19 protein-coding genes are annotated in these 21,920 nt (G+C 68.8%); 7 read left to right on the top strand and 12 right to left on the bottom strand.

Annotated elements, in window-relative coordinates; translation table 11 throughout:
- Positions 1-47: 47 nt before the first annotated feature.
- From G9272_RS29260 to G9272_RS29235, 6 genes are all read right to left on the bottom strand, one after another.
- A complete protein-coding gene (locus G9272_RS29260; protein ID WP_171399297.1) occupies positions 48-2,561 on the bottom strand; it encodes a hypothetical protein in 2,514 nt (837 codons plus the stop codon).
- Positions 2,562-2,714: 153 nt separating this feature from the next.
- A complete protein-coding gene (locus G9272_RS29255; RefSeq protein ID WP_171399296.1) occupies positions 2,715-3,125 on the bottom strand; it encodes a DUF6113 family protein in 411 nt (136 codons plus the stop codon).
- Positions 3,125-4,039 carry an N-acetyl-1-D-myo-inositol-2-amino-2-deoxy-alpha-D-glucopyranoside deacetylase gene (gene mshB / locus G9272_RS29250; protein ID WP_171399295.1) on the bottom strand — a complete coding sequence of 305 codons (915 nt, stop codon included), beginning with the start codon at positions 4,037-4,039 and terminating at the stop codon, positions 3,125-3,127. Before mshB ends, G9272_RS29255 begins: the two co-directional genes overlap by 1 nt.
- A 49-nt stretch (positions 4,040-4,088) precedes the next feature.
- The gene (locus G9272_RS29245; protein WP_171399294.1) at positions 4,089-4,973 is read right to left on the bottom strand and encodes a hypothetical protein; all 885 of its coding nucleotides are present in this window, start codon (positions 4,971-4,973) and stop codon (positions 4,089-4,091) included.
- A gap of 23 nt (positions 4,974-4,996) precedes the next feature.
- Complete coding sequence (locus G9272_RS29240; protein ID WP_171399293.1) at positions 4,997-5,872, bottom strand: helix-turn-helix domain-containing protein; 876 nt, start codon at positions 5,870-5,872, stop codon at positions 4,997-4,999.
- Between the two features lie 341 nt (positions 5,873-6,213).
- Entirely contained in the window at positions 6,214-6,684 is a 471-nt protein-coding gene (locus G9272_RS29235; RefSeq protein WP_253268250.1) for an ATP-binding protein, read from the bottom strand.
- A gap of 112 nt (positions 6,685-6,796) precedes the next feature.
- Between G9272_RS29235 and G9272_RS29230 the strand changes: the two genes are divergently transcribed.
- Entirely contained in the window at positions 6,797-7,675 is an 879-nt protein-coding gene (locus G9272_RS29230) for a helix-turn-helix domain-containing protein (RefSeq protein ID WP_171399292.1), read from the top strand.
- On the top strand, positions 7,672-7,881 hold the full coding sequence (locus tag G9272_RS29225; protein ID WP_171399291.1) for a DUF397 domain-containing protein: 210 nt from the start codon (positions 7,672-7,674) through the stop codon (positions 7,879-7,881). Before G9272_RS29230 ends, G9272_RS29225 begins: the two co-directional genes overlap by 4 nt.
- Before the next feature lie 182 nt (positions 7,882-8,063).
- On the opposite strand, the gene G9272_RS29220 is transcribed toward G9272_RS29225, so the two are convergent.
- A complete protein-coding gene (locus G9272_RS29220) occupies positions 8,064-8,258 on the bottom strand; it encodes a hypothetical protein (RefSeq protein WP_020127941.1) in 195 nt (64 codons plus the stop codon).
- Between the two features lie 181 nt (positions 8,259-8,439).
- Here G9272_RS29220 and G9272_RS29215 point away from each other — a divergent pair, with 181 nt between their 5' ends.
- A complete protein-coding gene (locus tag G9272_RS29215) occupies positions 8,440-10,557 on the top strand; it encodes a S9 family peptidase (protein WP_171399290.1) in 2,118 nt (705 codons plus the stop codon).
- A 157-nt stretch (positions 10,558-10,714) separates the two neighbouring features.
- Here G9272_RS29215 and G9272_RS29210 read toward each other — a convergent pair whose 3' ends face one another.
- The 5 genes from G9272_RS29210 to G9272_RS29190 are packed head-to-tail and all read right to left on the bottom strand — an operon-like array spanning position 10,715 to position 16,369.
- Positions 10,715-11,803: an ABC transporter ATP-binding protein gene (locus tag G9272_RS29210; RefSeq protein WP_171399289.1), complete on the bottom strand. Its 1,089-nt coding sequence runs from the start codon at positions 11,801-11,803 to the stop codon at positions 10,715-10,717.
- A complete protein-coding gene (locus G9272_RS29205) occupies positions 11,796-12,797 on the bottom strand; it encodes an ABC transporter ATP-binding protein (protein ID WP_171399288.1) in 1,002 nt (333 codons plus the stop codon). The genes G9272_RS29210 and G9272_RS29205 overlap by 8 nt, the downstream gene beginning before the upstream one ends.
- A gap of 7 nt (positions 12,798-12,804) precedes the next feature.
- On the bottom strand, positions 12,805-13,818 hold the full coding sequence (locus G9272_RS29200; protein WP_171399287.1) for an ABC transporter permease: 1,014 nt from the start codon (positions 13,816-13,818) through the stop codon (positions 12,805-12,807).
- The gene (locus tag G9272_RS29195) at positions 13,811-14,734 is read right to left on the bottom strand and encodes an ABC transporter permease (RefSeq protein WP_171399286.1); all 924 of its coding nucleotides are present in this window, start codon (positions 14,732-14,734) and stop codon (positions 13,811-13,813) included. The genes G9272_RS29200 and G9272_RS29195 overlap by 8 nt, the downstream gene beginning before the upstream one ends.
- A gap of 6 nt (positions 14,735-14,740) precedes the next feature.
- Positions 14,741-16,369 carry a peptide ABC transporter substrate-binding protein gene (locus tag G9272_RS29190; RefSeq protein WP_171399285.1) on the bottom strand — a complete coding sequence of 543 codons (1,629 nt, stop codon included), beginning with the start codon at positions 16,367-16,369 and terminating at the stop codon, positions 14,741-14,743.
- Between the two features lie 550 nt (positions 16,370-16,919).
- Here G9272_RS29190 and G9272_RS29185 point away from each other — a divergent pair.
- The 4 genes from G9272_RS29185 to G9272_RS29170 all read left to right on the top strand — a co-directional run bounded on the left by G9272_RS29185 (position 16,920) and on the right by G9272_RS29170 (position 21,919).
- The gene (locus tag G9272_RS29185) at positions 16,920-17,948 is read left to right on the top strand and encodes an ABC transporter permease (RefSeq protein WP_171399284.1); all 1,029 of its coding nucleotides are present in this window, start codon (positions 16,920-16,922) and stop codon (positions 17,946-17,948) included.
- An 82-nt stretch (positions 17,949-18,030) separates the two neighbouring features.
- The gene (locus G9272_RS29180) at positions 18,031-19,815 is read left to right on the top strand and encodes an ABC transporter substrate-binding protein (protein WP_171399283.1); all 1,785 of its coding nucleotides are present in this window, start codon (positions 18,031-18,033) and stop codon (positions 19,813-19,815) included.
- An 82-nt stretch (positions 19,816-19,897) separates the two neighbouring features.
- The gene (locus G9272_RS29175; protein WP_171399282.1) at positions 19,898-20,878 is read left to right on the top strand and encodes an ABC transporter permease; all 981 of its coding nucleotides are present in this window, start codon (positions 19,898-19,900) and stop codon (positions 20,876-20,878) included.
- Positions 20,879-20,893: 15 nt separating this feature from the next.
- Positions 20,894-21,919 carry an ABC transporter ATP-binding protein gene (locus G9272_RS29170; RefSeq protein WP_171399281.1) on the top strand — a complete coding sequence of 342 codons (1,026 nt, stop codon included), beginning with the start codon at positions 20,894-20,896 and terminating at the stop codon, positions 21,917-21,919.
- Position 21,920: the final 1 nt, after the last annotated feature.

Raw genomic sequence — 21,920 nt, 5'->3', positions numbered from 1 at the left:
CCGTCCTCAGTGCCGCATGACAGATGTCATGCGGCACTGCCGTCGGGTCAGCTCGGGTCGGTGTCGATGACCCCGGTCCGCTCCGTCTCGCTCTTCAGGGCCGGGCGCAGGGCGCTGATGACGTCCTGGACCGTGACGGCCGTCTTCTGGCCGGTGCCGCGGGTGATCAGCACACCGTTGAAGGTGCCGCCGTAGAGCTCCGTCAGCGCGGCCTGGTCGTAGCTCTCGACGAGCTTGCCGTTGACCGCCTTGACCTGGAGGAACTTCCAGAGGGAGTTCTTCGGGCTGAAGGAGACCGTGTGCGCCGCGTCGGTCATGACGGTGACCTTGCCGGACATCGCCGGTTCGGCGAACTCCTTCATCATCCGGTCGACCTCGGCGTCGGAGATCGTCGGCTTCTTGTCGGTCGTCGGGACCTTCACCGCGGTGGTCGTGCCGGTCTCCACCTGGGTGCGATAGGCCGCGACGACGGCCTCCTGGGCCTGCGTCGCGTCGATGCCCTTGCCCGCCTTGCCGTAGACGGCGACGGCCTTGCCGGACTCGAACTTGATCGTGCCGTCGGTGGCCGAGCCGGAGCCGCCCGCGGCGGACTCGAGGGCCGCCTGGAGCTTCTCCTCGTCGACCGGCATCGCGGGCTCGACCTCGCGGTGCTGCCCGAACAGCGAGCCGATCACGGAGACCGGGTTGTAGTCGCTCTTGGCGGCGTCGTCGACCGTGGCCTGCATGTCGAACTGGAGGCCCGCCTGATCCGGCTTCAGGGTGACGGTGTCGCCGTCGACGGACAGCTTCAGTGCCTGGGTGACCCGCTTGCTGAAGGCGTCGTCGAGCTTCTTGACGGCGTCGTCGCTGGTGCCGCCGCCGATGTCGACGCCGAGCACGGTGGTGCCCTTGGGCACGTCGGAGTGGTTCATCAGCAGGCCGGCGCCGTAGAGGCCGACCCCCGCGACGACCACCAGACCACCCAGCAGGGGCAGCTTGCTGCGGCCCTTCTTCTTTTTCTTCTTGGCGTTCCTGGATTCGCCCGCGGGCGCGCTCTGCGGGGCCGGGTCCGGCCCCTTCGGCGGGGTGTGCGGCAGCGGCCCGTCGGTGCGCGTTCCGCCCTGGCCGCCGGGCACCACGGGGATGCCGCTGGTGACGGTGTGCCCGGAGACGTTGTCGACGGGACGGCCGCCGTAGCCGGCCGCGCCCGGTTCGGGGGCGGGCTTCTGCGGGGTGAGGATCGCGGTGTCGTCGCTCAGGCCACCGCCGGGGAGACGACCGGTGCCGGGGCCCGCACCGGGGCCGGCACCGACGGCACGCGGACCGCCGGGACCTGCCGGACCGCCACGGCCGTTCGGGCCGCCGGGGCCACCCGGGCCGCCGGGACCGGAAGGCATACCGGGCCCACCGGGGGCGCCGGGCGGGCGGGTCACGCCCGGAGCGCCGGGTGCGCCGGCCGCGCCGTACGGGGCGCCGCCCATCGGGGGCACCATCGGGCCGTCGCCGGTGACCGGGCCGCCGGTCGGGCCCGCGGGGCCGCCCTGCGGGCCGCCACGGCCACCGGGACCGCCGGGGCCGTCCGGGCCGTTGAAGTCGTAGGAGCCGCCGGGACCGGCCGGGAGACCGCCCTGGGGGCCCTGACCGTGCGTGCCGTTCGGCGCGCCGAAGCCGTTCTGACCGTTCTGGCCGCTCTGACCGCTCTGACCGTTGTCGGAGAAGTACGGCAGGTTGTCGCGCCGCGGCTCGGCACCGCCGGCACCCTGCCCCGGCCCCTGGCCCTGCACCGGCGGTCGGCCCGGCTGACCCGGCTGGCCCGGTCGCGGGCCGTTGCCGAGCGGGCCCGCGCCGAGTGCCTCGGTGACGTCGAAGGAGCCCGTGCCGCCGCCGTGCCCCGGAGCCACGGGACCACCGGTGGCGCCACCGGGGACCCCGGCGCCGTTGGTGCCGCCGGGACGCGAACCGCCCGGCACGCTCATGGAGCCGACCACACCACCGGGACGTCCGTTGCCCGGCCGCGCGCCGCCGGGCGCACCGGCGCCGGTGCCCGCGCCCGGTCCCGCCGCGCCCGCGGGGGCACCGGTGGGCGCGCCCGTACCGGCGGCGGAACCGCCCGGCAGACCGGCACCGTTGGTGGAGCCGCCGCCCTGCCCGCCCTTGCCCGGCCCGGACTTGCGGGGAGCGAACCAGTTGCTCGTCTCCGCTGCGGGTGCCGGTTCGGCGGGCAGCTCGAACGAGCCCGTGTCGGACGAGGAGTGGCCGACGGCGGGCGCGGACGGCGCCGACTGCGCGTCGGCACCGGCCTGGGCGTTGCCCTCGGGGCTGTCACCGCCCTTGCTCTCCGCGTCCGCGACGGGCGTGCGCATCACGACCGGCGGAATCGGCCGCGAACCCGGGATGTTGATGCGGATCCGGGTCGTCAGCGTGGTCTCGGTCTTGCGTTCCTCCGGCTGCGCGGACGAACGGCCCGCGTCCGCACCGCCGTCGGACACCACGGGGGTGCCGTACGGCGGCGTGCCCGAGGGGTATGCGGCTCCGCCGCGCCCGTTGGGCCCGGAGGACGGACTGTCAGTTTCACGACTCAAGGCAGGTTCTCCAGGTTGGCTCCGCCGCCCGCACGGCCTCACGGGCAGCTCGGCGGCGCGCACCACCATACTGGCCACTTCTGGCCCGTATCCCACGACCGCCAGGGAAACCCACACGGGACTCCCACCGGCGCGCCACGGTGAAGTGGTACGTCACTTGCCAAGTCGGACGTCGCCGCCGACCGGTTGCCGCCCCAAACCAATGGTGGCGCAGATCACAGCAAGTGCCATGCCGCCGAGCAGGAAAAGGTAGGAACCGCCTCCCGCGCCGAACAGGAAGTCGCCCTCGGGACGGCCCGCCGTGCACAGGATGACGGAGATCATCCAGCCGGCGGCGGGCGCGACGGCCCCGGCACGGCTGCGAAGCGCCCGCGCCCCGCCGAGGAACAGCCCGGCCGCGCCCACGAGCGCGAGGAGCAGCCCGCCCGGGAACCAGCCGGCCTGGACGAGCGCCCCGGCGAGACCGGCGACGGCACCGAGCAGCAGGAGCGCTGTACAGGCGGCGATCCGTCCGGCGGGCGGCATCCGCAGCGGCTGGGCGAGCATCGAACCACGATCGGACATCACGCCACCTCCGCCGCGTCGCCCGTACCCGCGAACAGGTCGGTCTCCCTCTTCCCGGCGGGCTCCCCGCGTACGAGTTCGTAGTACTCGGTCGGGAACAGGGGCTGCGCGAGCTCGTTGGAGAGGGCGAAGTACCGCTCGCCGGGCGCGACTTCGACCTGGGTGGCGTGCGCGCGCATCGCGGCGGCCTTGGCGGCGGTGTACGCGGGGCCGCCGTCGATCTCGGCGGTGACCCGGTCGTCGTCCACCACACCCGGTACGTCGGGCACGACGGCGCTCTTGGCGAAGGGCAGCCCCGGAAGCTCCTCCCGGAGCCGGGCGAAGGCGGCCTCGGCGACGGAGCGCGGGACGCGGTTCCAGTACACCTTGGGGATGCGCCACCCGGCGTCCTCGGCCAGCTCCGCGGCCCGCATGGCGACGCGGTGGGCCTGGATGTGGTCGGGGTGGCCGTAGCCGCCGTCGTCGTCGTAGGTGACGAGGACCTGGGGGCGTACCTCGAGGATGACCTCGACGAGGGACGCGGCGGCCTCGTCGACGTCGGCCCGCCAGAAACAGGCGGGGTCGTCGTTGTCGGGAAGGCCCATCATCCCGGAGTCGCCGTAGCGGCCGGCGCCGCCGAGCAGGCGGAAGTCGTCGACACCGAGTTCGGCCATGGCGGCGGCGAGTTCACGACGCCGGTGCTCCCCCAGGGCGGCACCGGTCAGATGCCGCAGCTCGGGCGGGATGACCTCGCCGAGTTCACCGAGGGTGCAGGTGACCAGGGTCACGCGGGCACCCTCGGCCGTGTACCTGGCCATGGTCGCGCCGTTGTTGATCGACTCGTCGTCCGGGTGCGCGTGCACCAGCAGCAGACGCCGGGCGGCGCGAGCTGGGGGTTCTCCCGGCCGGAGGTTGGGGGAGGGGAGTTCCGTCATGGGCCAACCCTACGAGGCGACGCCCGTCCCCCGGTCATCCACCCGCCCGTCACCCCTCGTCGTCGGGTCCGTGGGTGAAGATCGCTTCGGCGGACGACGCGGTGACGGCTCGGGTGAGCCAGTCCCGCAGGACATCGGGGTCGTCACAGCCGGTGATGCGTTCGCGGATCTCGTCGGAGATGTCGAAGCCGCGTGCCTCGAGGACGAGCACGATGTCCTCGGCGCCTCGCTGGGCCCGGCCCTCATCACGAAACTCTTCGAAGATGTACGACTTGTACGGGGAAAGGTCCACAGCCACCAGGTTCCTCCAGAGTTCCGCGGCCCGACGGTTGCTACCGAGGCCTTGAGCGATGAATTCGATGATGGGGACGACGACCGTCGCAGGAGCATCGCGCAGTGCGGTGGACAGCGTTTTCAGTATCCCACCGACGGCCGGTGCTTTCGCGTGAGTGATGGCTGAGAGCGCGGCCAACGCCAGGTCGGCGCGAGCTTCGTCCGGGTCGGTGATCAAGGGCATGTTGTGCGGACCGACCACGAGCGGACGCAGGGTGAGGGAAGGCCACTGCTCTGGTCCGAGGACCATCGGCCGCGCGGCCCACTCTGCCGTCGTCCGGTCCTGGCAGACGACCAGCAGCAAAGGCGGGATCTTGTACTTCGTGTACAAGAAGGACAGGTAGTAGGCCCAGCTGGCGGGCTTGTCCGGGTCCTTCGCGCTCTGTGCCTCGACAGCCAGCAAGAACGACTCCTCACCGTCGAAACGCAGCAGCGTGTCGACACGACGTTCCACAGGCTGGATCTCGGTGAGATCGGTCGGCAGAACCGTCACGCGCTTGGGTGGGACGAACGGGAGGCCGAGCACCTTGGAGACGCCGGTGAACAGGCCGGGGTACTCCTGGAAGATGCGGTGCATCGCCTCGTGGGACGAGTTGACCATGCGTTTTCCTTGCTTGTGGGGTCTTAGAGAGCCGCCGCCGACCGCTCCCGGCAGTCGCGGCAGCGTGTGCCCGGCTCGGGTGAGCGGATGCCGCGGTCGCAGCCGTCGCAGTTCCGCATCCGGTGCGGGGCGGGCGACGGTGGGGCCGCGGGCGCACGGAACGGTGGCGGCGGTGGCAGCAGGGCTGTGAGCCGGTGGGCCAGAAGGGCGGCGGGACGGCGGACGCCTTCGGGCGGAAGGTCGGCCGCGAGGGCCTGGCGGACGGCGTCGGGGGAGACGTCCCGCTCCAGCCAGGCGGCGACGCCGGGAGCGAGATGGGCCATGTCGCAGGCGGAGAGGAGGAGGCGGGGGTCGTGACGGCGCAGGCCGGCGAGGAGGTCGGTGGCGGCCTGGAGGAGAGCGGGGGCGGGGTAGCCGGGGTGCGGGACGGCCGGGAGTGGCTTGCGGGGCGTGCGCTTCTTCGGCTTGGCGGGAGTCGCGGGGACGTGAGCGTGATCGGCGGTTGCTGCTGCCGGGTGGCGGTCGTGGCGGCCGGGCTGGTTGCAGGAGACCGTGCGGGTGACGATCCGGCCGCCGGGGATACGGGAGCGTTCGCGGCGCAGGTAGCCGTGGGACTCCAGTTCGCGCAGGGCGGCGGCGATCCGGGTGGCGCCCTCGGGGAAGCGGGCGGTGAGGGACTTGATGTCGACGCGCGCACCCTTGGGCAGCGACTGGATGTGCACGCCCAGCCCGATCGCCAGGAGCGACAGCTCCCGGTGCTGGGCGAGGTGGTTGCCGATCACCGTGAAGCGGGTGATGTGACGGGCGTTGTCGTGGGTGAGTCCGCCCGCGCGGGGGTGGTTTTTGCCCGCGTTACGGGACTCGGCGCATGGGGGCGCGCTAGGGTTTTGGGTGTCCATCGGGAAGCTCTCTTCTTCCTCGGTGGTCAGGCCCTCGCACTGGGATTGCCGTCCCGGCGGGGGCCGTCGCATGTCTGGGGTTGTGGTGTTGCGTCGGGTCCCGCGTCGGGGTCCCTGCGTTGCGCTGACCGTAAGGCAGGCAACCCGTCACGAATCCAGCCGAGTTGGGCATATTCACTCGCGGGAGTGAGTTTGCTCGACGGGCGGGAGGGGTGGGGCTTGGTCGGGTTCTTTCTCCGCCGTCGTGGTCCTTTGGAATGAGCGCCACTTGCCCCGAAGCCTGAGAATCCGGGTTCCGGTGACGGACGCGCGTCGTCTCCTCCGGGTCTTCCGCCCGCCGGTCAGGAGCCGTGGCGGCCCTGAACGTCATCCGGCGGAAGTACGACCTCGGCCCAGACCGTCTTGCGCGGGCGCAGCTCCGGGGCCCAGCCCCAGCGGTCGGCGAGCGCCTCGACCAGGAGCAGTCCACGGCCGGACTCGGATTCGGCGTCCGGGCCCGGACGCCCTGGACGGGGAGGCCGGTCCCCCGCTGTGTCGGTCACTTCGATCCGCAGCGTGTTCGCGATGACGTAGAGCGTGAGTCTGAAGTCCCGGCCCGGTACGCGCCCGTGGGTCACCGCGTTCGCCGCGAGTTCGGCGACGATCTGGCCGGCCGGGTCCACCGGCTTTCCCCAGGAGCGCAGTTGCTCGGCGGTCAGCAGACGGGCGAGGCGTGCTCCGCGAGGCGTGGGGGACAACCGCACGCTGAAGTTGCGGAAGTGCTGGCCGGGACGGGTCCCGGCGGAGACGGATTCCTGGATCACGTCACTCAGAGTGGCCACTCCCGCTTACCGTGAACAGTGATGGAGCCGTTGCGTACGGTGACTGTCCGGGCGTTGTCCGGTCGTGTCCGGACTGTCGGTCCGGGTGACGGAGGGGTGCGGAATGACGCAGGTGAACGGCAAGCCGGTCCAGCTCAAGGAGGAGGCGGACGAGCCGGGTTGGGAGGTGGACCCGGACGACGACTGGGGCATCGCCGTCGTGGAGACGGTGGGGCGACAGCTGAAGCTGCGGCGAGAGGCCGTGGGGATGCGCGCGGCCGACTTCGGATTGGCGGTCGGGTACGGCGAGGACCTCGTCTACAAGATCGAGAGCGGCAAGCGGATCCCCCGCCCCGAGTACCTGGACAAGGCCGACAAGGTGTTGGGGGCGGGCGGGTTGCTCTCGGCGATGAAGGAGGACGTGAAGAAGGTCCGGTATCCGAAGAAGGTGCGGGATCTGGCGGCGATGGAAGCAAGGGCGGTCGAGATCGGGGTGTACGAGTGCAACAACATTCATGGGCTGTTGCAGACTCCCGAGCATGCGCGCGCCTTGCTGGAATCTTGGCAGCCCGCCTACACGCCGGAAGATGTGGAACGGCTGGTTGCGGCTCGCATGGCACGGCAATCCGTCTTCGAGCGGTCACCTGCGCCCGCACTGGGCTTCGTCCTGGAAGAGTCGACGCTGCGCCGCAACGTTGGGGGCACAATGGTGAGGCGACAGCAGTTCGAACGCCTGCTACAGGTGGGGCGGTTGAACAACGTGACGCTTCAGGTGATGCCGATGGACAGCGGGGCACACCCTGGCCTCAGCGGCAGGATCGAGCTGCTGAAGTTCGAGGACGGCACAGGAGTAGGCCGTTCCGACGGGGCGTTCAGTGGCCGTCCGACAACCGACCTGAGGCAGCTCCGCATCCTTGAGCTGCGGTACGGCACCATCCGGGCGCAGGCTCTCCGCCCAGGGGAGTCGCTGACCCTCATCGAGAAACTGCTGGGAGAGACATGATCCGCAAGCACGCCGCCGGGGGCCTATCCGAACCGGCGTGGTTCAAGAGCAGCTACAGCAGCGGGCCCGACGGTGAGTCCTGCGTGGAGATCGCCATCACCACCGCCACCATCCACGTCCGCGACTCCAAGCACACCGCCGGCCCCCGCCTCCGGCTCTCACCGGAAGCTTGGGCCGACTTCGTGCCGTACGCGTCCGAAGGCTGACGGTCTACTCGACCCCGGCCTCCGGTACGTCGACCTCTCCGCCCAGGGAGCGGGCGTGGGCGTGGCCGTGAGGCCGACCTGATGGGCGTCGAAGTACTCCACCACATCGCGCCAGAGTCCGGAGAAGGCAGCCGGTAGCCGGCTCCGGACGGCCGCCCGCCGGAGCCCTGTGTCGGCACGCGTCAGAACTTGATGCTGCCGATCATGCTCGCCACGCTCGTCGTCAGGTCGCTGATCGTGGGCGCGATCGTCGAGGAGGCCAGATAGAAGCCGAGCAGGATGCAGACGACCGCGTGACCGCCTTTCAGCCCCGACTTCTTGACCAGCAAGAAGACGATGATCGCCAGCAGCACCACCGCCGAAATCGAGAGTGCCACGGCGGTTCACCTCCAAGGACCCGGGAACGTGGGGGCAAAAGCAGAACAAGGGAACTTGTAAATCCATACATCAGCCAGCAGGTTCATACCCACACAGCGCTAGTGATCATAACTATGTGTGGGTGCGCATCTCGCGGCGCACAGCCGCACAAGGGGGTCGCATGGCCAATATGGTCGGAGGATGACGACCGAGTCCGACTCCTTCCCCCGCAGGCACGCCCGCACCCAGCGTTTCACCCTCGGCGCGCCGCGTTCGTTCACGGTGGCCCCCGACAGTTCCCGGGTCGTGTTCCTGCGCTCCGGCTCCGGCACGGACCGCGCGGGTGCGCTGTGGGTCCTCGACCCGGCGGACGGCACGGAGCGCCCGGCAGCCGACCCGCGCACCCTCCTCGGCGGCACCTCGGAGGACCTCTCGCCGGCGGAGCGCGCCCGCCGCGAGCGCAGCCGTGAGGGCGGCGCCGGGATCGTCGGCTACGCCACCGACGACGCCGTCGAGCTGGCGTCTTTCGCCTTGTCAGGGCGGCTTTTCACGGCGGAGCTGCGGGCCGGTACGGCGACCGAACTCGCGGTCCCCGGGCCGGTGATCGACCCCCGTCCGTCCCCCGACGGGCGGCTCGTCGCGTACGTCGTCGGGGGCACCCTGCGGGTGGTGGGAGCCGAGGGCGACGACGACCGGGCACTGGCGGAGCCGGAATCGGACACGGTTTCCTATGGATTGGCCGAGTTCATCGCGGCCGAGGAGATGGGTCGCTCGCGGGGGTTCTGGTGGTCTCCCGAGTCGGACCGACTGCTGGTCACACGGGTGGACGACACGCCGGTGGAGCGGTGGTGGATCTCCGATCCGGCCCAGCCGAAACGTGACCCACAACACGTGCCGTATCCGGCTGCCGGGACGCCCAACGCGGAGGTCCGGCTGTTCGTGTTCGGGCTCGACGGAGTGCGCACGGAGGTCGTCTGGGACCGGGCGCGCTACCCGTATCTGGCGCGAGTGCACTGGTCAGGGGCGGGAGCGCCGCTGCTGCTCGTACAGGCGCGCGACCAGCGCAGTCAGCTGTTCCTCGCGGTGGACACCGACTCCGGCACGACCCGGATGGTGCACGCCGACGAAGATCCGATTTGGCTTGATCTTTTCCCCGGCGTGCCGTGCTGGAGCCCGTCGGGACAGTTGGTCAGGATCGCCGACGAGGGCGGCGCCCGGGTCCTGGCCGTCGGGGAACGCCCGCTGACGGGCGCCCAGTTGCACGTACGTGCGGTACTGGACGTCACGTCCGACGACGTGCTGGTCGCCGCCTCGGCCGGGGCGGACGCGGCCGCACCGGAAACCGGTGAGGTGCACGTCTACCGCGTCAACGAACTCGGCGTCGAGCGCCTCTCCCAGGAGCCCGGGGTGCACTCGGCGGTGCGCTCGGGGGACGTGACCGTCCTGGTGTCGGCGGTGCTCGACCGGCCGGGCAGCGTGGCGCGGGTACTGCGGGACGGGAAGCTCGTGGCGACTGTCCGGTCGTACGCCGAAGATCCCGGTCTGTCCCCCCGCGTACTCCTCACCGAAGGGGGCGCACGACGAATCCCGTGCGCCGTGCTTATGCCTACGGACTACCCCGGTGACACCCCCCTGCCCGTACTCATGGATCCCTACGGCGGCCCGCACGGGCCCCGGGTCCTCGCCGCGCACAACGCGCATCTGACCTCGCAGTGGTTCGCCGACCAGGGTTTCGCGGTGGTCGTCGCCGACGGGCGGGGCACCCCGGGCCGCTCCCCCGGCTGGGAGAAGGCGATCCACCACGACCTCACGGTCAGCCTCGACGACCAGGTCGAGGCGCTGGAGGAGCTGGCGAAGAGCCATCCCCTCGACCTCTCCCGGGTGGCGATCCGCGGCTGGTCCTACGGCGGTTGGCTCGCGGCCCTCGCGGTGCTGCGCCGCCCCGACGTCTTCCACGCCGGCATCGCGGGCGCCCCGGTGACCGACTGGCGGCTCTACGACACCCACTACACCGAGCGGTACCTCGGCGACCCGGCCACGACCCCGGAGGCGTACGCGAAGAGCTCGCTCGTCACCGACGAGGGGCTCTCCTCGCCCGCCGAACCCCACCGCCCGCTGATGATCGTCCATGGCCTGGCCGACGACAACGTGGTCGTCGCCCACGCCCTGCGGCTCTCCTCGGCCCTGCTGGCCGCCGGGCGCCCGCACGAGGTGCTGCCCCTGTCGGGCGTGACCCACATGACCCCCCAGGAACAGGTCGCGGAGAACCTGCTGCTGCTCCAGGTGGACTTCCTGAAGCGTTCGCTGGGGCCGGCGTAGTGCCGTAGGGGCAAAAAACGGGCCGGGAGACATGGCGCTCCCGGCCCGTTTACGGCACCCGCACGGCCGTACGCTGTTCAGAGTGGCCCGTCCGTATATCGGAATCGGGTCGGTCAAGTTGCCTGTGTGTTAACGCGGTTGATGCGTGTTTGGGTATCTATGGCGCCCCGTCACCGTGATCGTCCTGCGACTTTCCCGGTGGCTCCTCCGGCGGGACCACCTGCTTCTCCTCCGCGAAGTGACACGCCGAGGCGTGTGCCGCCGGGCCGGTCGCGAGCCGGAACTCCGCCGGGACCGCCAGCGCCGGCACCTCCAGCTCGCACCGCTGTTGCGCCTTCCAGCAGCGGGTGCGGAAGCGGCAGCCGGAGGGGATGTTCGTCGGGGACGGGACGTCGCCCGCCAGGATGATCCGCTCCCGGTGCTCCCGCGCCTCCGGGTCCGGTACGGGGACCGCGGAGAGCAGGGCCTGGGTGTAGGGGTGCGTCGGGTGGTCGTAGATCTCGGCGTCGCGACCGATCTCCACGATCCGGCCGAGGTACATCACCCCGACCCGGTCCGAGATGTGGCGGACGATCGAGAGGTCGTGGGCGATGAAGAGGTAGGAGAGGTCGAACTCGCTCTGGAGCCGGTCCAGCAGGTTGATCACCTGCGCCTGGACCGACACGTCCAGCGCGGACACCGGCTCGTCGGCGACGATCACCTCCGGGCGCAGGGCCAGCCCCCGCGCGATGCCGATGCGCTGCCGCTGGCCGCCGGAGAACTGGTGCGGGTAGCGGTTGATGTACTCGGGGTTGAGCCCGACTACGTCCAGCAGATCCTGGACCTTCTTCCGCCGGTCGCCCTTGGGCGCCACCTCGGGGTGGATCTCGTACGGCTCCCCGATGATGTCGCCGACGGTCATGCGCGGGTTGAGCGAGGTGTACGGGTCCTGGAAGACCATCTGGATGTTGCGCCGGACCGCCCGCAGCGCCTTGCCCGACAGGCCGGTGACGTCCTCGCCCTTGTAGCGGATCTCCCCCGCCGTCGGCTTCTCCAGGTTGACCAGCATCTTGGCGACCGTGGACTTGCCGCAGCCGGACTCCCCGACGATGCCCAGGGTCTCGCCGCGGTGGAGGGTGAAGTCGACGCCGTCGACGGCCTTGACCGCGCCGATCTGCTTCCTGAACAGGATGCCCCGGGTGAGCGGATAGTGCTTGACCAGCCCGCTCACTTCGAGGATCGGCTCGGCCGATGCGGAACTAGCCATGCAGGCACTCCCTCCAGAAGTGGCACGCGCTCGTGCGGTCCGCGTCGGACCCGCCCGCCTCGTCGACCTCGTCGACCGCGTACAGCGGGGGTACGTCCGTACGGCACACGTCCTGGGCCATCGGGCAGCGCGGGTTGAAGGCGCAGCCGGGCGGGATGTGCATGAGGTTGGGCGGCAGGCCCTTGATGGCGTAGAGCTCCTGGCCCTTCTGGTCCAGGCGCGGGATGGAGTCGAGCAGGCCGCGGGTGTAGGGGTGGGCCGGGGCCTTGTAGATGTCGTGGACCGGGGCCGACTCGACGATCCGGCCCGCGTACATCACCGCGATCCGGTCGGCCACGTCCGCGACCACGCCCAGGTCGTGGGTGATGAGGATCAGGCCCATGTGGAACTCGCGCTGGAGCTCCGCGAGCAGGTCCATGACCTGGGCCTGGACGGTGACGTCGAGGGCGGTGGTGGGCTCGTCGGCGATGATGAGCGCCGGTTCCAGGGCCATCGCCATCGCGATCATGATGCGCTGGCGCATACCGCCGGAGAACTGGTGCGGGTAGTCCCTGACCCGTTCCCGGGCGCCCGGGATGCGGACGCGGTCCATCAGCTCCACGGCCTTGGCCCGCGCGTCCTTCCTGGACATCCCCCGGTGCACGACGAACATCTCGCCGAGCTGGTCGCCCACCGAGAGCACGGGGTTCAGGGACGACAGGGCGTCCTGGAAGATCATCGCCATCTCGGCGCCGCGGACCTTCCGGCGCTCCTCCTCCTTGAGGTGCAGCAGGTCCTTGCCGCGGAAGAGGATCTCGCCGCCGGTGATCCGGCCGGGCGGCATGTCGAGGATGCCCATGATCGCCTGGGCGGTGACGGACTTGCCGGAGCCGGACTCGCCGAGCACGGCGAGCGTCTCGCCCGCGTCCACGCCGTAGCTGACGCCGTTGACGGCCCTGGCGATCCCGTCCCGGGTGCGGAACTCCACGTGCAGGTCGCGTACTTCGAGCAGCATCCGGCCGTCACCTCAGCTTCGGGTCGAGGGCGTCGCGCACCGCGTCGCCGAGCATGATGAACGCCAGGACCGTGAGGGCCAGGGCGCCCGAGGGCCACAGCAGGGCGTGCGGGGCGTTGCGGATGTAGGGCGAGGCGGCGGAGATGTCGATGCCCCAGGAGACGGTCGGCGGCTTCAGTCCGACGCCGAGGTAGGACAGGGTCGCCTCGAGCGCGATGAAGGTGCCGAGCGCGATGGTCGCCACGACGATCACCGGGGCGACCGCGTTCGGCGCGATGTGCCGCAGCAGAAGCCGGGAGTGGGAGGCGCCCAGGGCTCGGGCGGCCTGGACATAGTCGTTCTGTTTGGCGGTGATCACCGAGCCGCGGGCGATCCGGGAGATCTGGGGCCAGCCGAGCAGCACCATGAACCCGATGACCGGCCAGACCGTATTGCTGGTCACCACGGAGAGGAGGACCAGGCCGCCGAGGACGACCGGGATGGCGAAGAAGATGTCGGTGATCCGGGACAGGATCGAGTCCCCCGCCCCGCCGAAGAACCCGGCAAGCCCGCCCAGCACGCTGCCGAACAGCGCGACGCCGAGCGTGGCCAGGACACCGACCGTGACGGACGTACGGGCGCCGTAGACCACGCGCGTGTAGACGTCGCAGCCCTGGCCGTCGAAGCCGAAGGGATGGCCGGGCTGGGAGCCCTCCTGGGCCTTGGAGAGGGTGCACTTGAGGGGGCTCATCCAGGTGATGGCCCCGGGCCACAGGGAGATGAAGACCAGGAAGACGATGACCAGGCCGGAGATGATGAAGACCGGGTTGCGACGCAGGTCCCGCCAGGCGTCGGACCAGAGGGAACGGGCCTTCTCGGACGGCTCGGTGGCCTGCGGCCCGCCGGGTGTCTTCTCGAGGGTCTCCCCCTCCGCGGTGGCCAGGTCCATCGCGCCGCCCATGCCGGTGTCGGCGATGGCGCCCTCCTCCGGAGTACGGCCCGCGCCCGGCAGGTGCTGCTCCGGCGGCGTCGGCTCAGGCATAGCGGATCCTCGGGTCGAGTACGGCGTACAGGAGGTCGACGAGCAGGTTGGCCACCAGGAAGACCAGCACGAGGACGGTCACGAAGCCGACGACGGTCTGGGTGTTCTGGCGGAGGATCCCCTGGTAGAGCTGGAAGCCGACGCCGTGGATGTTGAAGATGCGCTCGGTGACGATCGCGCCGCCCATCAGGGCGCCGATGTCGGTGCCGATGAAGGTGACCACCGGGATGAGGGAGTTGCGCAGCAGGTGCCGGGTGACGACCCGGCGGCGGGGCAGCCCCTTGGCGACGGCCGTCCGGACGTAGTCGGACCGTCTGTTCTCCGCGATGGAGGTGCGGGTCAGTCGGGTGACGTACGCCAGGGAGACGGAGGCGAGCACCAGGCCCGGCACGATCAGCTCACCGAAGGTGGCCTCCGAGGAGACCGACGGTTTGATCCAGCCCCATTCGACGCCGAGCAGCAGTTGGAGCAGCAGGCCGGTGACGAAGGTGGGGACGGAGATCACGACGAGGGTGAGGAGCAGGACCCCGCTGTCGACGGGGCGGCCCCGGTGCAGGCCCGTGATGACACCCAGGGTGATGCCGATGACGATCTCGAAGATGATCGCGACGATCGTCAGCCGGATGGTGACCGGGAAGGCCGTCGCCATCAGCTCGGTGACCGGCTGGCCGTTGAACGCCGTACCGAAGTCTCCGGTGAAGACGTTCCCCATGTAGGTCAGGTACTGCTGCCAGACCGGCTTGTCGAGACCGAACTCCTTCTTCAGCTGGGCGGCGGTGGCCGGGTCGCACTCCCGGTCACCGCACAGGCCCGCGATGGGGTCGCCCATCACGTTCACCATCAAAAAGATCAACAGCGTGGCGCCGATGAACACCGGGATCATCTGGAGCAGACGCCGGATCACATACCGGCCCATGGCGGGTCAGCTGACCTTGATCTCGTTGTAGACCGGGACGGAGAACGGGTTGAGCTTGACGTTCGAGAGCCGCTCCGAGTAGCCGGCGCTGCCGTTCTGGTACCAGAGCGGGATGGCGGCCATGTTGTCGCGGACGACCTCTTCGGCCTGCTGGAAGGTCTCCACGGCCTTGGCGGTGTCGGTCTCGGCGTTGGCCTGGTCGACGAGCTTGTCGAAGTCCTTGTTGGACCACTTGCCGTCGTTGGAGGAGGCGTTCGTGTAGTAGAGCGGCTGGAGGAAGTTCTGGATGAGGGGGTAGTCCATCTGCCACCCCGCCCGGAAGGGTCCGGCCATCTTCCGGTCGCCGATCTGGGTGCGGAAGTCCGCGAAGGTGCCGACCGGGTTGCCGACGCAGGCCTTGTCGTTGTCGAGGGCGTTGTTGATCGAGTTGCAGACCGCGTCGACCCACTGTTTGTGGGATCCGGTGTCCGCGTTGTATGTGATCTTGACCTGGCCGCCGGGGAGGCCGCCGCCCTCCTGGATGAGCTTCTTCGCCGCGGCGGGGTCGTACTCGCAGGCGTCCCCGCACAGGCCTTCCTTGAAGCCGCCCTCCTCGCCGAGCACCGGGGAGGTCCAGTCGGTGGCGGGGGTGCGGGTGTTCTGGAAGATCGTCTCGGTGATCTGTTTGCGGTCGATCGCGCGGGAGAGGCCGGTACGGACCTTGTCCGAGCCGGTGGTGTTCCACTTCTTGTCGTAGAAGGGGAAGGCCAGGGTCTGGATGATGCCGGCGGGGGTGTTCAGGTAGCGGTCGCCGAGGTCGTTCTTGACGTTCTTGAGCTGGGCCGCGGGCACGTCGTCGACGAGGTCGAGGTTGCCGGCCAGCAGATCGGTGTAGGCGGTGTTGTTGTCGGTGTAGACCTTCAGGGTCACGCCGCCGTTCTCCGCCTTGTCGTCGCCGGGGTAGCCGTCCCACTTCTTCAGGGCCATCTGGGAGCCCTTGGTGTAGGAGTCGATCGTGTACGGCCCGTTTCCGATCGGTTTCTTCAGCCAGTTCGCGTGGTCGGTGAAGAAGGCCTGCGGCAGCGGGGCGTAGGCGGGGTAGCCCAGGGTGTCGGGGAAGGTGGAGAACTTCTGCTTGAGCTTGACGGTGAAGGTCCTGTCGTTGACGACCTTGAGTCCGGAGAGGACGTCGGTGGTCTGCGAGCCACTGGCGGGGTGGGCCGCGGCGTAGCCCTCGATGTACTCGAAGAAGTAGGCGTTCTTCTGGTTGTTCTTCAGACTCGCGGCGTAGTTCCAAGCGGTGACGAAGGATTTCGACGTCACTTTTTCGCCATTGCTGAACGTCCAGCCGTCCTTGACGGTGATGGTGAAGTTCTGGGAGTCCGTGGTCTCGATCTTCTCGGCCAGCATGTCCTCGGCCGCGCCGGTCTCCGGGTTGTACTTCTTCAGGCTGCGGAAGATCATGTCCAGGACCTTGCCGCCCTGCACCTCGTTGGTATTGGCGGGCTCCAGCGGGTTCTGCGGGTCTCCCCAGGAGGAGCTGAGCACCGCGCCTCCGTCGCCGCCGCTGTCGCTCCCCCCGCCCCCGCACGCCGTCGCCGCGAGTGCTGCCGCCGCCGCGCATGCGGCCCACTTGGCGTGCGTGGCTCCACGCATGGATGCCTCCTCATTGACCGCGCTTTTACCTGAGCGCTGTGCCGTCAGCGCCGAAGCACTGATCCAGTACCAGTAAATATCAACTTAAAAGGTGCATTACGCACAGGGGCCGCGCCCGACGGGAGGCCATCGGGGGGCTGTTCGGGGGACGTCACAAGTGCGCCGCAGGCCGACAGCAGGATCCTGGCGGGGGGTCGAAAAGGATCTTCTTCGCAGGTCACAATGGATCTTCGGTGCGGTACGCAACGGATCTTCACCATCCGATGCCGAACCGTTGGATTGTGACCCCGAGATGTACGCATTCCGACACCCTGGCGTCCGAATATCGAACCCCTTGCCCGTTTCGCGTAGTTGGCCCGAATTCAGACACGGAACGATCACGGCGCGCTACACGCGTAGCTACGATGTGGTCAAGCCTGAGTAAAGAATGTAAAGACAAAGTCAAGGGAGCCCAGAATTTATTGACCTTGAACGAATTGCGTTGAAAAAGTCCGGCGTAGCCCGTAGGGAGAGCCCTGCGGGGTCCTTGACCCACAGGGCACGGAGCGTCATGACCCCCCCAACCCCTTCCCCGGCCACCACCCTCGAGGTGACCGACGGAGACAACGCGACACCGGCGAAGTCCTCCGCCCCCAAGGGCAACGAGAGCCGCTCACCGGGGCGGCTCGCCTGGAGCCGATTCAAGCGCGACCGTGCGGGCGTCATATCCGCCTATGTGGTGATCTTCTTCTTCGCCGTTTCGATCGGCGCGCCCCTCATCGCCAAGCTGTACGGAAAGGACCCGTACACCACCTATGGCATGAACATCCCGGGCCTGCTCAACGAGTTCAACTTCCCGATCAAGCCGAACGGCGGCATCAGCAGCGAATTCTGGTTCGGGGTCGAGCCGCAGCTCGGCCGCGACGTCCTGACCTTCCTGCTGTACGGCATGCGCAACTCGCTGCTCATCGCCACGGCCGCCACCCTCATGACGACCCTGCTCGGCGTCGTCATCGGCATCACGGCCGGTTATCTCGGCGGCAAGACGGACTACCTGGTCGGCCGGGTCATCGACATCCTGCTGGCCTTCCCGCAGACGCTGTTCTTCATCGCGTTCTGGCCGGTCGTCCTGGCCATCTTCGTCGCCCCGGACGAGAACACCCCGATCTGGCTGACGGTCACCAGTCTCATCCTCGTGATGACGGCCTTCGGCTGGGCCTCCATCGCCCGACTGCTGCGCGGCGAGGTGCTCGCTCTGCGCGAGCGGGAGTTCGTAGAGGCGGCCAAGGTCACCGGTGCCTCGCCGGCCCGGATCATCTTCAAGGAACTGCTGCCCAACCTGTGGACGCCGATCCTCATCCAGTCGACGCTCCTGCTGCCCGCCTACGTCACGGCGGAAGCGGGTCTCGCGTTCCTCGGTGTCGGCCTCTCGGACCCCACTCCGGACTGGGGTGTGATGCTCCAGTTCGGTGCCAAGTACTACCAGGACGACATCACCTTCATGCTCTTCCCGGGCCTGTCGATGGTGATCTTCGTCGTGGCCTTCAACCTGCTCGGCGACTCGGTCCGCGACGCTCTGGACCCGAAGACCAAGCGCTGAACCACCCCACTCCACCTGGGCGACGGGGCCCGGGCGGAGCGCATCACGTACCTTCGTCACTCCACTAGAAATCGGGTCAGCCATGTCTCTTTCCCGCAGAAACTTCGTCATAGCAACGACTGTCGCCGCCGCGGGGTCGACGCTCCTCTCGGCGTGCAGCAGCGGCGATGCGGGAGGCGGCAGCTCCACCCCGAGCGGCGGCGCCACCGAGTACACCGGCGCCACGGTCACCGTGGGCACCAAGGCCGACTCGACCGGTCCCGCTCCCGAGATCGCGGGCGCCAAGAAGGGCGGGACGATCTACGGCATCGCCCCGGACGACTTCTCGCACCTCGACCCGCAGCGCATTTACTACGCGTACAACTCGACCGCCGCCCTGCTGCTGCATCGCTGCCTCACCGGTTACAAGATCGACTCCAGCGGCCACCAGAAGCTGGTCGGCGACCTGGCCGAGGACACCGGCACGATGTCCAACGGCGGCAAGACCTGGACCTTCACGCTGAAGGAGGGTCTGAAGTGGCAGGACGGCACTGAGCTGACCGTCGACGACGTGCGTCACGGCATCGAGCGCCTGTGGGCCACGTTCATCATCGAGTCCGCCAGCTACGTCCAAATCGCCATCACCGGCAAGGGCGGCAAGTGGCGTGACGCGTACGAGGGCCCGTACAAGGGCAAGCACCTCACCGAGATCGTGACCGACAAGGCCAAGCGGACCGTCACTTTCAACCTGGCCGAGGCCCGCCCCGACTTCAACTTCACGCTGGCCATGCACTCGTACGCCGCGGTGTCCCCGAAGCTGGACACCAAGGAGAAGTACGACAAGATGCCGGCCGCCTGCGGCCCGTACATGGTCAAGAGCCACGTCACCGACAAGTCGATGACGCTGACCCGCAACAAGTTCTGGGACCCGAAGACCGACTCGATCCGCAACAACTACCCGGACGGCTTCGAGTTCACCTTCGGCATCGAGACCCTGGACGGCGTGGACCGCCTGATCGCCTCCCAGGGCAACGACGCCTACGCGGTCTCCATCTACAAGGGAGTACCCGCCGAGCGCATCCAGAAGGTCCTCACCGACCCGGAGATCAAGAAGCGCACCTTCAACGGTCTGCTCACCGGCACGTACTACTACGCGATCAACACCAAGCGCGTCACCGACCTCAAGGTCCGTCAGGCTCTCAACCACGCCTGGCCGCTCCAGCAGATCCGTCAGATCTACGGCGGCCCGTCCTCCGGCGACTTCGCGACCACGATCCTCAGCCCCGACATCCTCGGCCGCGAGAAGTTCGACGTCTACGGCAAGCTGAAGACGCCGCAGGGCGACCCGGCCGCCGCGAAGAAGCTGCTGAAGGAAGCCGGCAAGGAGGGCATGAAGATCGTCTACGCCTTCCCCCAGGACCCGACGTACAACAAGACCAAGGTCGTCATCGAGAACGCGCTGAAGGCGGCGGGCTTCACCCCCGTCATCAAGCCGGTCGACTCGACGACGTACTACGACCAGATCGCGAAGGTCGACAACAGCTTCGACGTGATGTGGTACGGCTGGTCCCCGGACTGGCCGACCGCCTACACGATGATGCAGCCGCTGTTCGACAGCGCCAGCGTCGGCGACGGTCTGTACAACGTCTCGCAGACGAAGGTCCCCTTCATCGACCAGGCGATCCAGACGAACATGGTCATCACCGACCAGAAGAAGGCGGGCGCCGCCTGGGCCGCGCTCGACAAGAAGATCATGACGGAGGTCGCGCCGATCATCCCCGAGATGTACCAGCGCCGTTACTACGTCTACGGCAACAAGGTCGGCGGGGCCCAGTTCGACCCGAACTTCTCCGCCACCCTGCTCTACAAGACGTTCGTGAAGGCCTGACGACCGGCCCTCGTGGCGGGGCGGCCTGTGGCCGCCCCGCCTCCTTCCCCCCTTCGGCATCCGTCAGGAAAACCCAACTGCCATGCTCCGCTTCCTTGTCCGACGAATCCTCGGCGCCGCGGTGATCTTGCTGATCATCAGCGCGATCGTGTTCGTCCTGTTCTACGCCGCCCCGCGCGACCCCGCCCGCATCGCCTGCGGCAAGGCGTGCACCCCCGAGACCCTGGAGCTGGTGCGGAAGAACCTGGGGATCGCCGATCCGTTGCCCGTGCAGTACTGGGACTGGCTCAAGGGCATCTTCGTCGGCCGTGAGTACACGTCCTTCGGCAACTGCCCCGCGCCGTGCCTGGGCTTCTCCTTCCAGAACCGTGAGCCGGTCCTCGGCACGATCATGGACCGCTTCCCGACCACCCTGTCGCTCTCCCTCGGCAGCTCGGTCATCTACCTGATCTTCGGCATCGGCGCGGGCATGCTGGCGGCCGTGAAGCAGGGCAAGGCCGTGGACAAGATCGCCAGCTCGGCCTCGCTGATCGCGTCCTCGATGCAGATCTACGTCGTGGGCGTGCTCGCCACCTACCTGCTGGTCGACCAGTGGAAGCTCCTGGACCGCGCCAGCTACACACCGTTCACGGACGACCCGGCCGCCTGGGCCAAGGGTCTGCTGGTTCCATGGATCGTCCTCTCGCTGATCTGGACGGCCAACTACACGCGTATGACGCGCTCCCAGATGGTGGAGGCGCTGAGCGAGGACTACGTCCGTACCGCCCGTGCGAAGGGCCTCTCTCGCCGGACGGTGTTCTTCCGCTTCGCCTGGCGCGGCGCGATGGGCCCGATCGTCACCATCTTCGGCCTGGACCTCGGCGTCCTGCTCGGCGGTGCGATCATCACCGAGTCCACCTTCAGCCTCCAGGGCCTCGGCATGCTCTCCGTCAAGGCGGTGAGCACCAACGACCTGCCCATCCTGCTCGGCGTCGTCCTTGTCGCCGCAGGCGCGATCGTCGTCTTCAACATCATCGTCGACGCTCTGTACGCCCTCATCGACCCGCGCGTGCGCCTCGCCTAGAGGAGAGAGAGAACCATGAGCACCCCCTTCCTCTCCATGCGCGACCTGCGTGTGCACTTCTCCACCGAAGACGGCGTCGTGAAGGCCGTCGACGGGCTCTCCTTCGACCTGGAGAAGGGCAAGACCCTCGGCATCGTGGGCGAGTCGGGCTCCGGCAAGTCCGTCACCAACATGGCGATCCTGGGCCTGCACGACCCGCGCAACACCGCCCTCGACGGCGAGATCACGCTCGACGGCAAGGAACTGATCACCGCCACCGAGCGCGAGCTGGAGCAGCTGCGCGGCAACAAGATGTCCATGATCTTCCAGGACGCGCTCGCCTCACTGTCGCCGTACCACACCATCGGTGCGCAGATCAGTGAGACGTACCGGAAGCACACGGGCGCCTCCAAGAAGGAGGCTCGGGCGCGATCCGTCGAGATGCTGCGCCGGGTGGGCATCCCCCAGCCGGACGTGCGCATCAATGACTACCCGCACCAGTTCTCCGGCGGTATGCGCCAGCGCGCGATGATCGCCATGGCGCTGGTCTGCGACCCGGAACTGCTGATCGCCGACGAGCCGACCACGGCCCTCGACGTGACCGTCCAGGCGCAGATCATGGACCTGCTGAAGGATCTCCAGCAGGAGTTCGGCACGGCCATCATCTTCATCACGCACGACCTGGGCGTCATCGCGGACATCGCGGACGATGTTCTCGTGATGTACGGCGGCCGGTGTGTGGAGCGAGGCACCAAGGAAGAGGTGCTGCGCAGCCCGCAGCACCCGTACACGCTGGGTCTGCTGGGCTCGATGCCGAGCCTGGACGGTCCGGTCGACGTCCCGCTCACTCCGATCCCCGGCTCGCCGCCCTCGCTGCTCAACCCGCCGACCGGCTGCCGCTTCCACCCCCGCTGCGCCTTCGCGGGGAAGGTGGAGGGCGGACTCTGCGCCACCGACCAGCCGACGCTGGAGATCGTGGACGGACGGGGATCGGCGTGCCACCTGACCCCGGAGCAGAAGCGCGAGTTCTTCGCCGACTTCGCCACGGCGCGGACCAACTGAC

It is taken from the genome of Streptomyces asoensis (genome assembly GCF_013085465.1).
Classification (GTDB): Bacteria; Actinomycetota; Actinomycetes; order Streptomycetales; family Streptomycetaceae; genus Streptomyces; species Streptomyces cacaoi_A.
The sequence above is the reverse complement of the archived record's forward strand: the minus strand, read 5'-3'. Positions and strand labels throughout refer to the sequence as shown.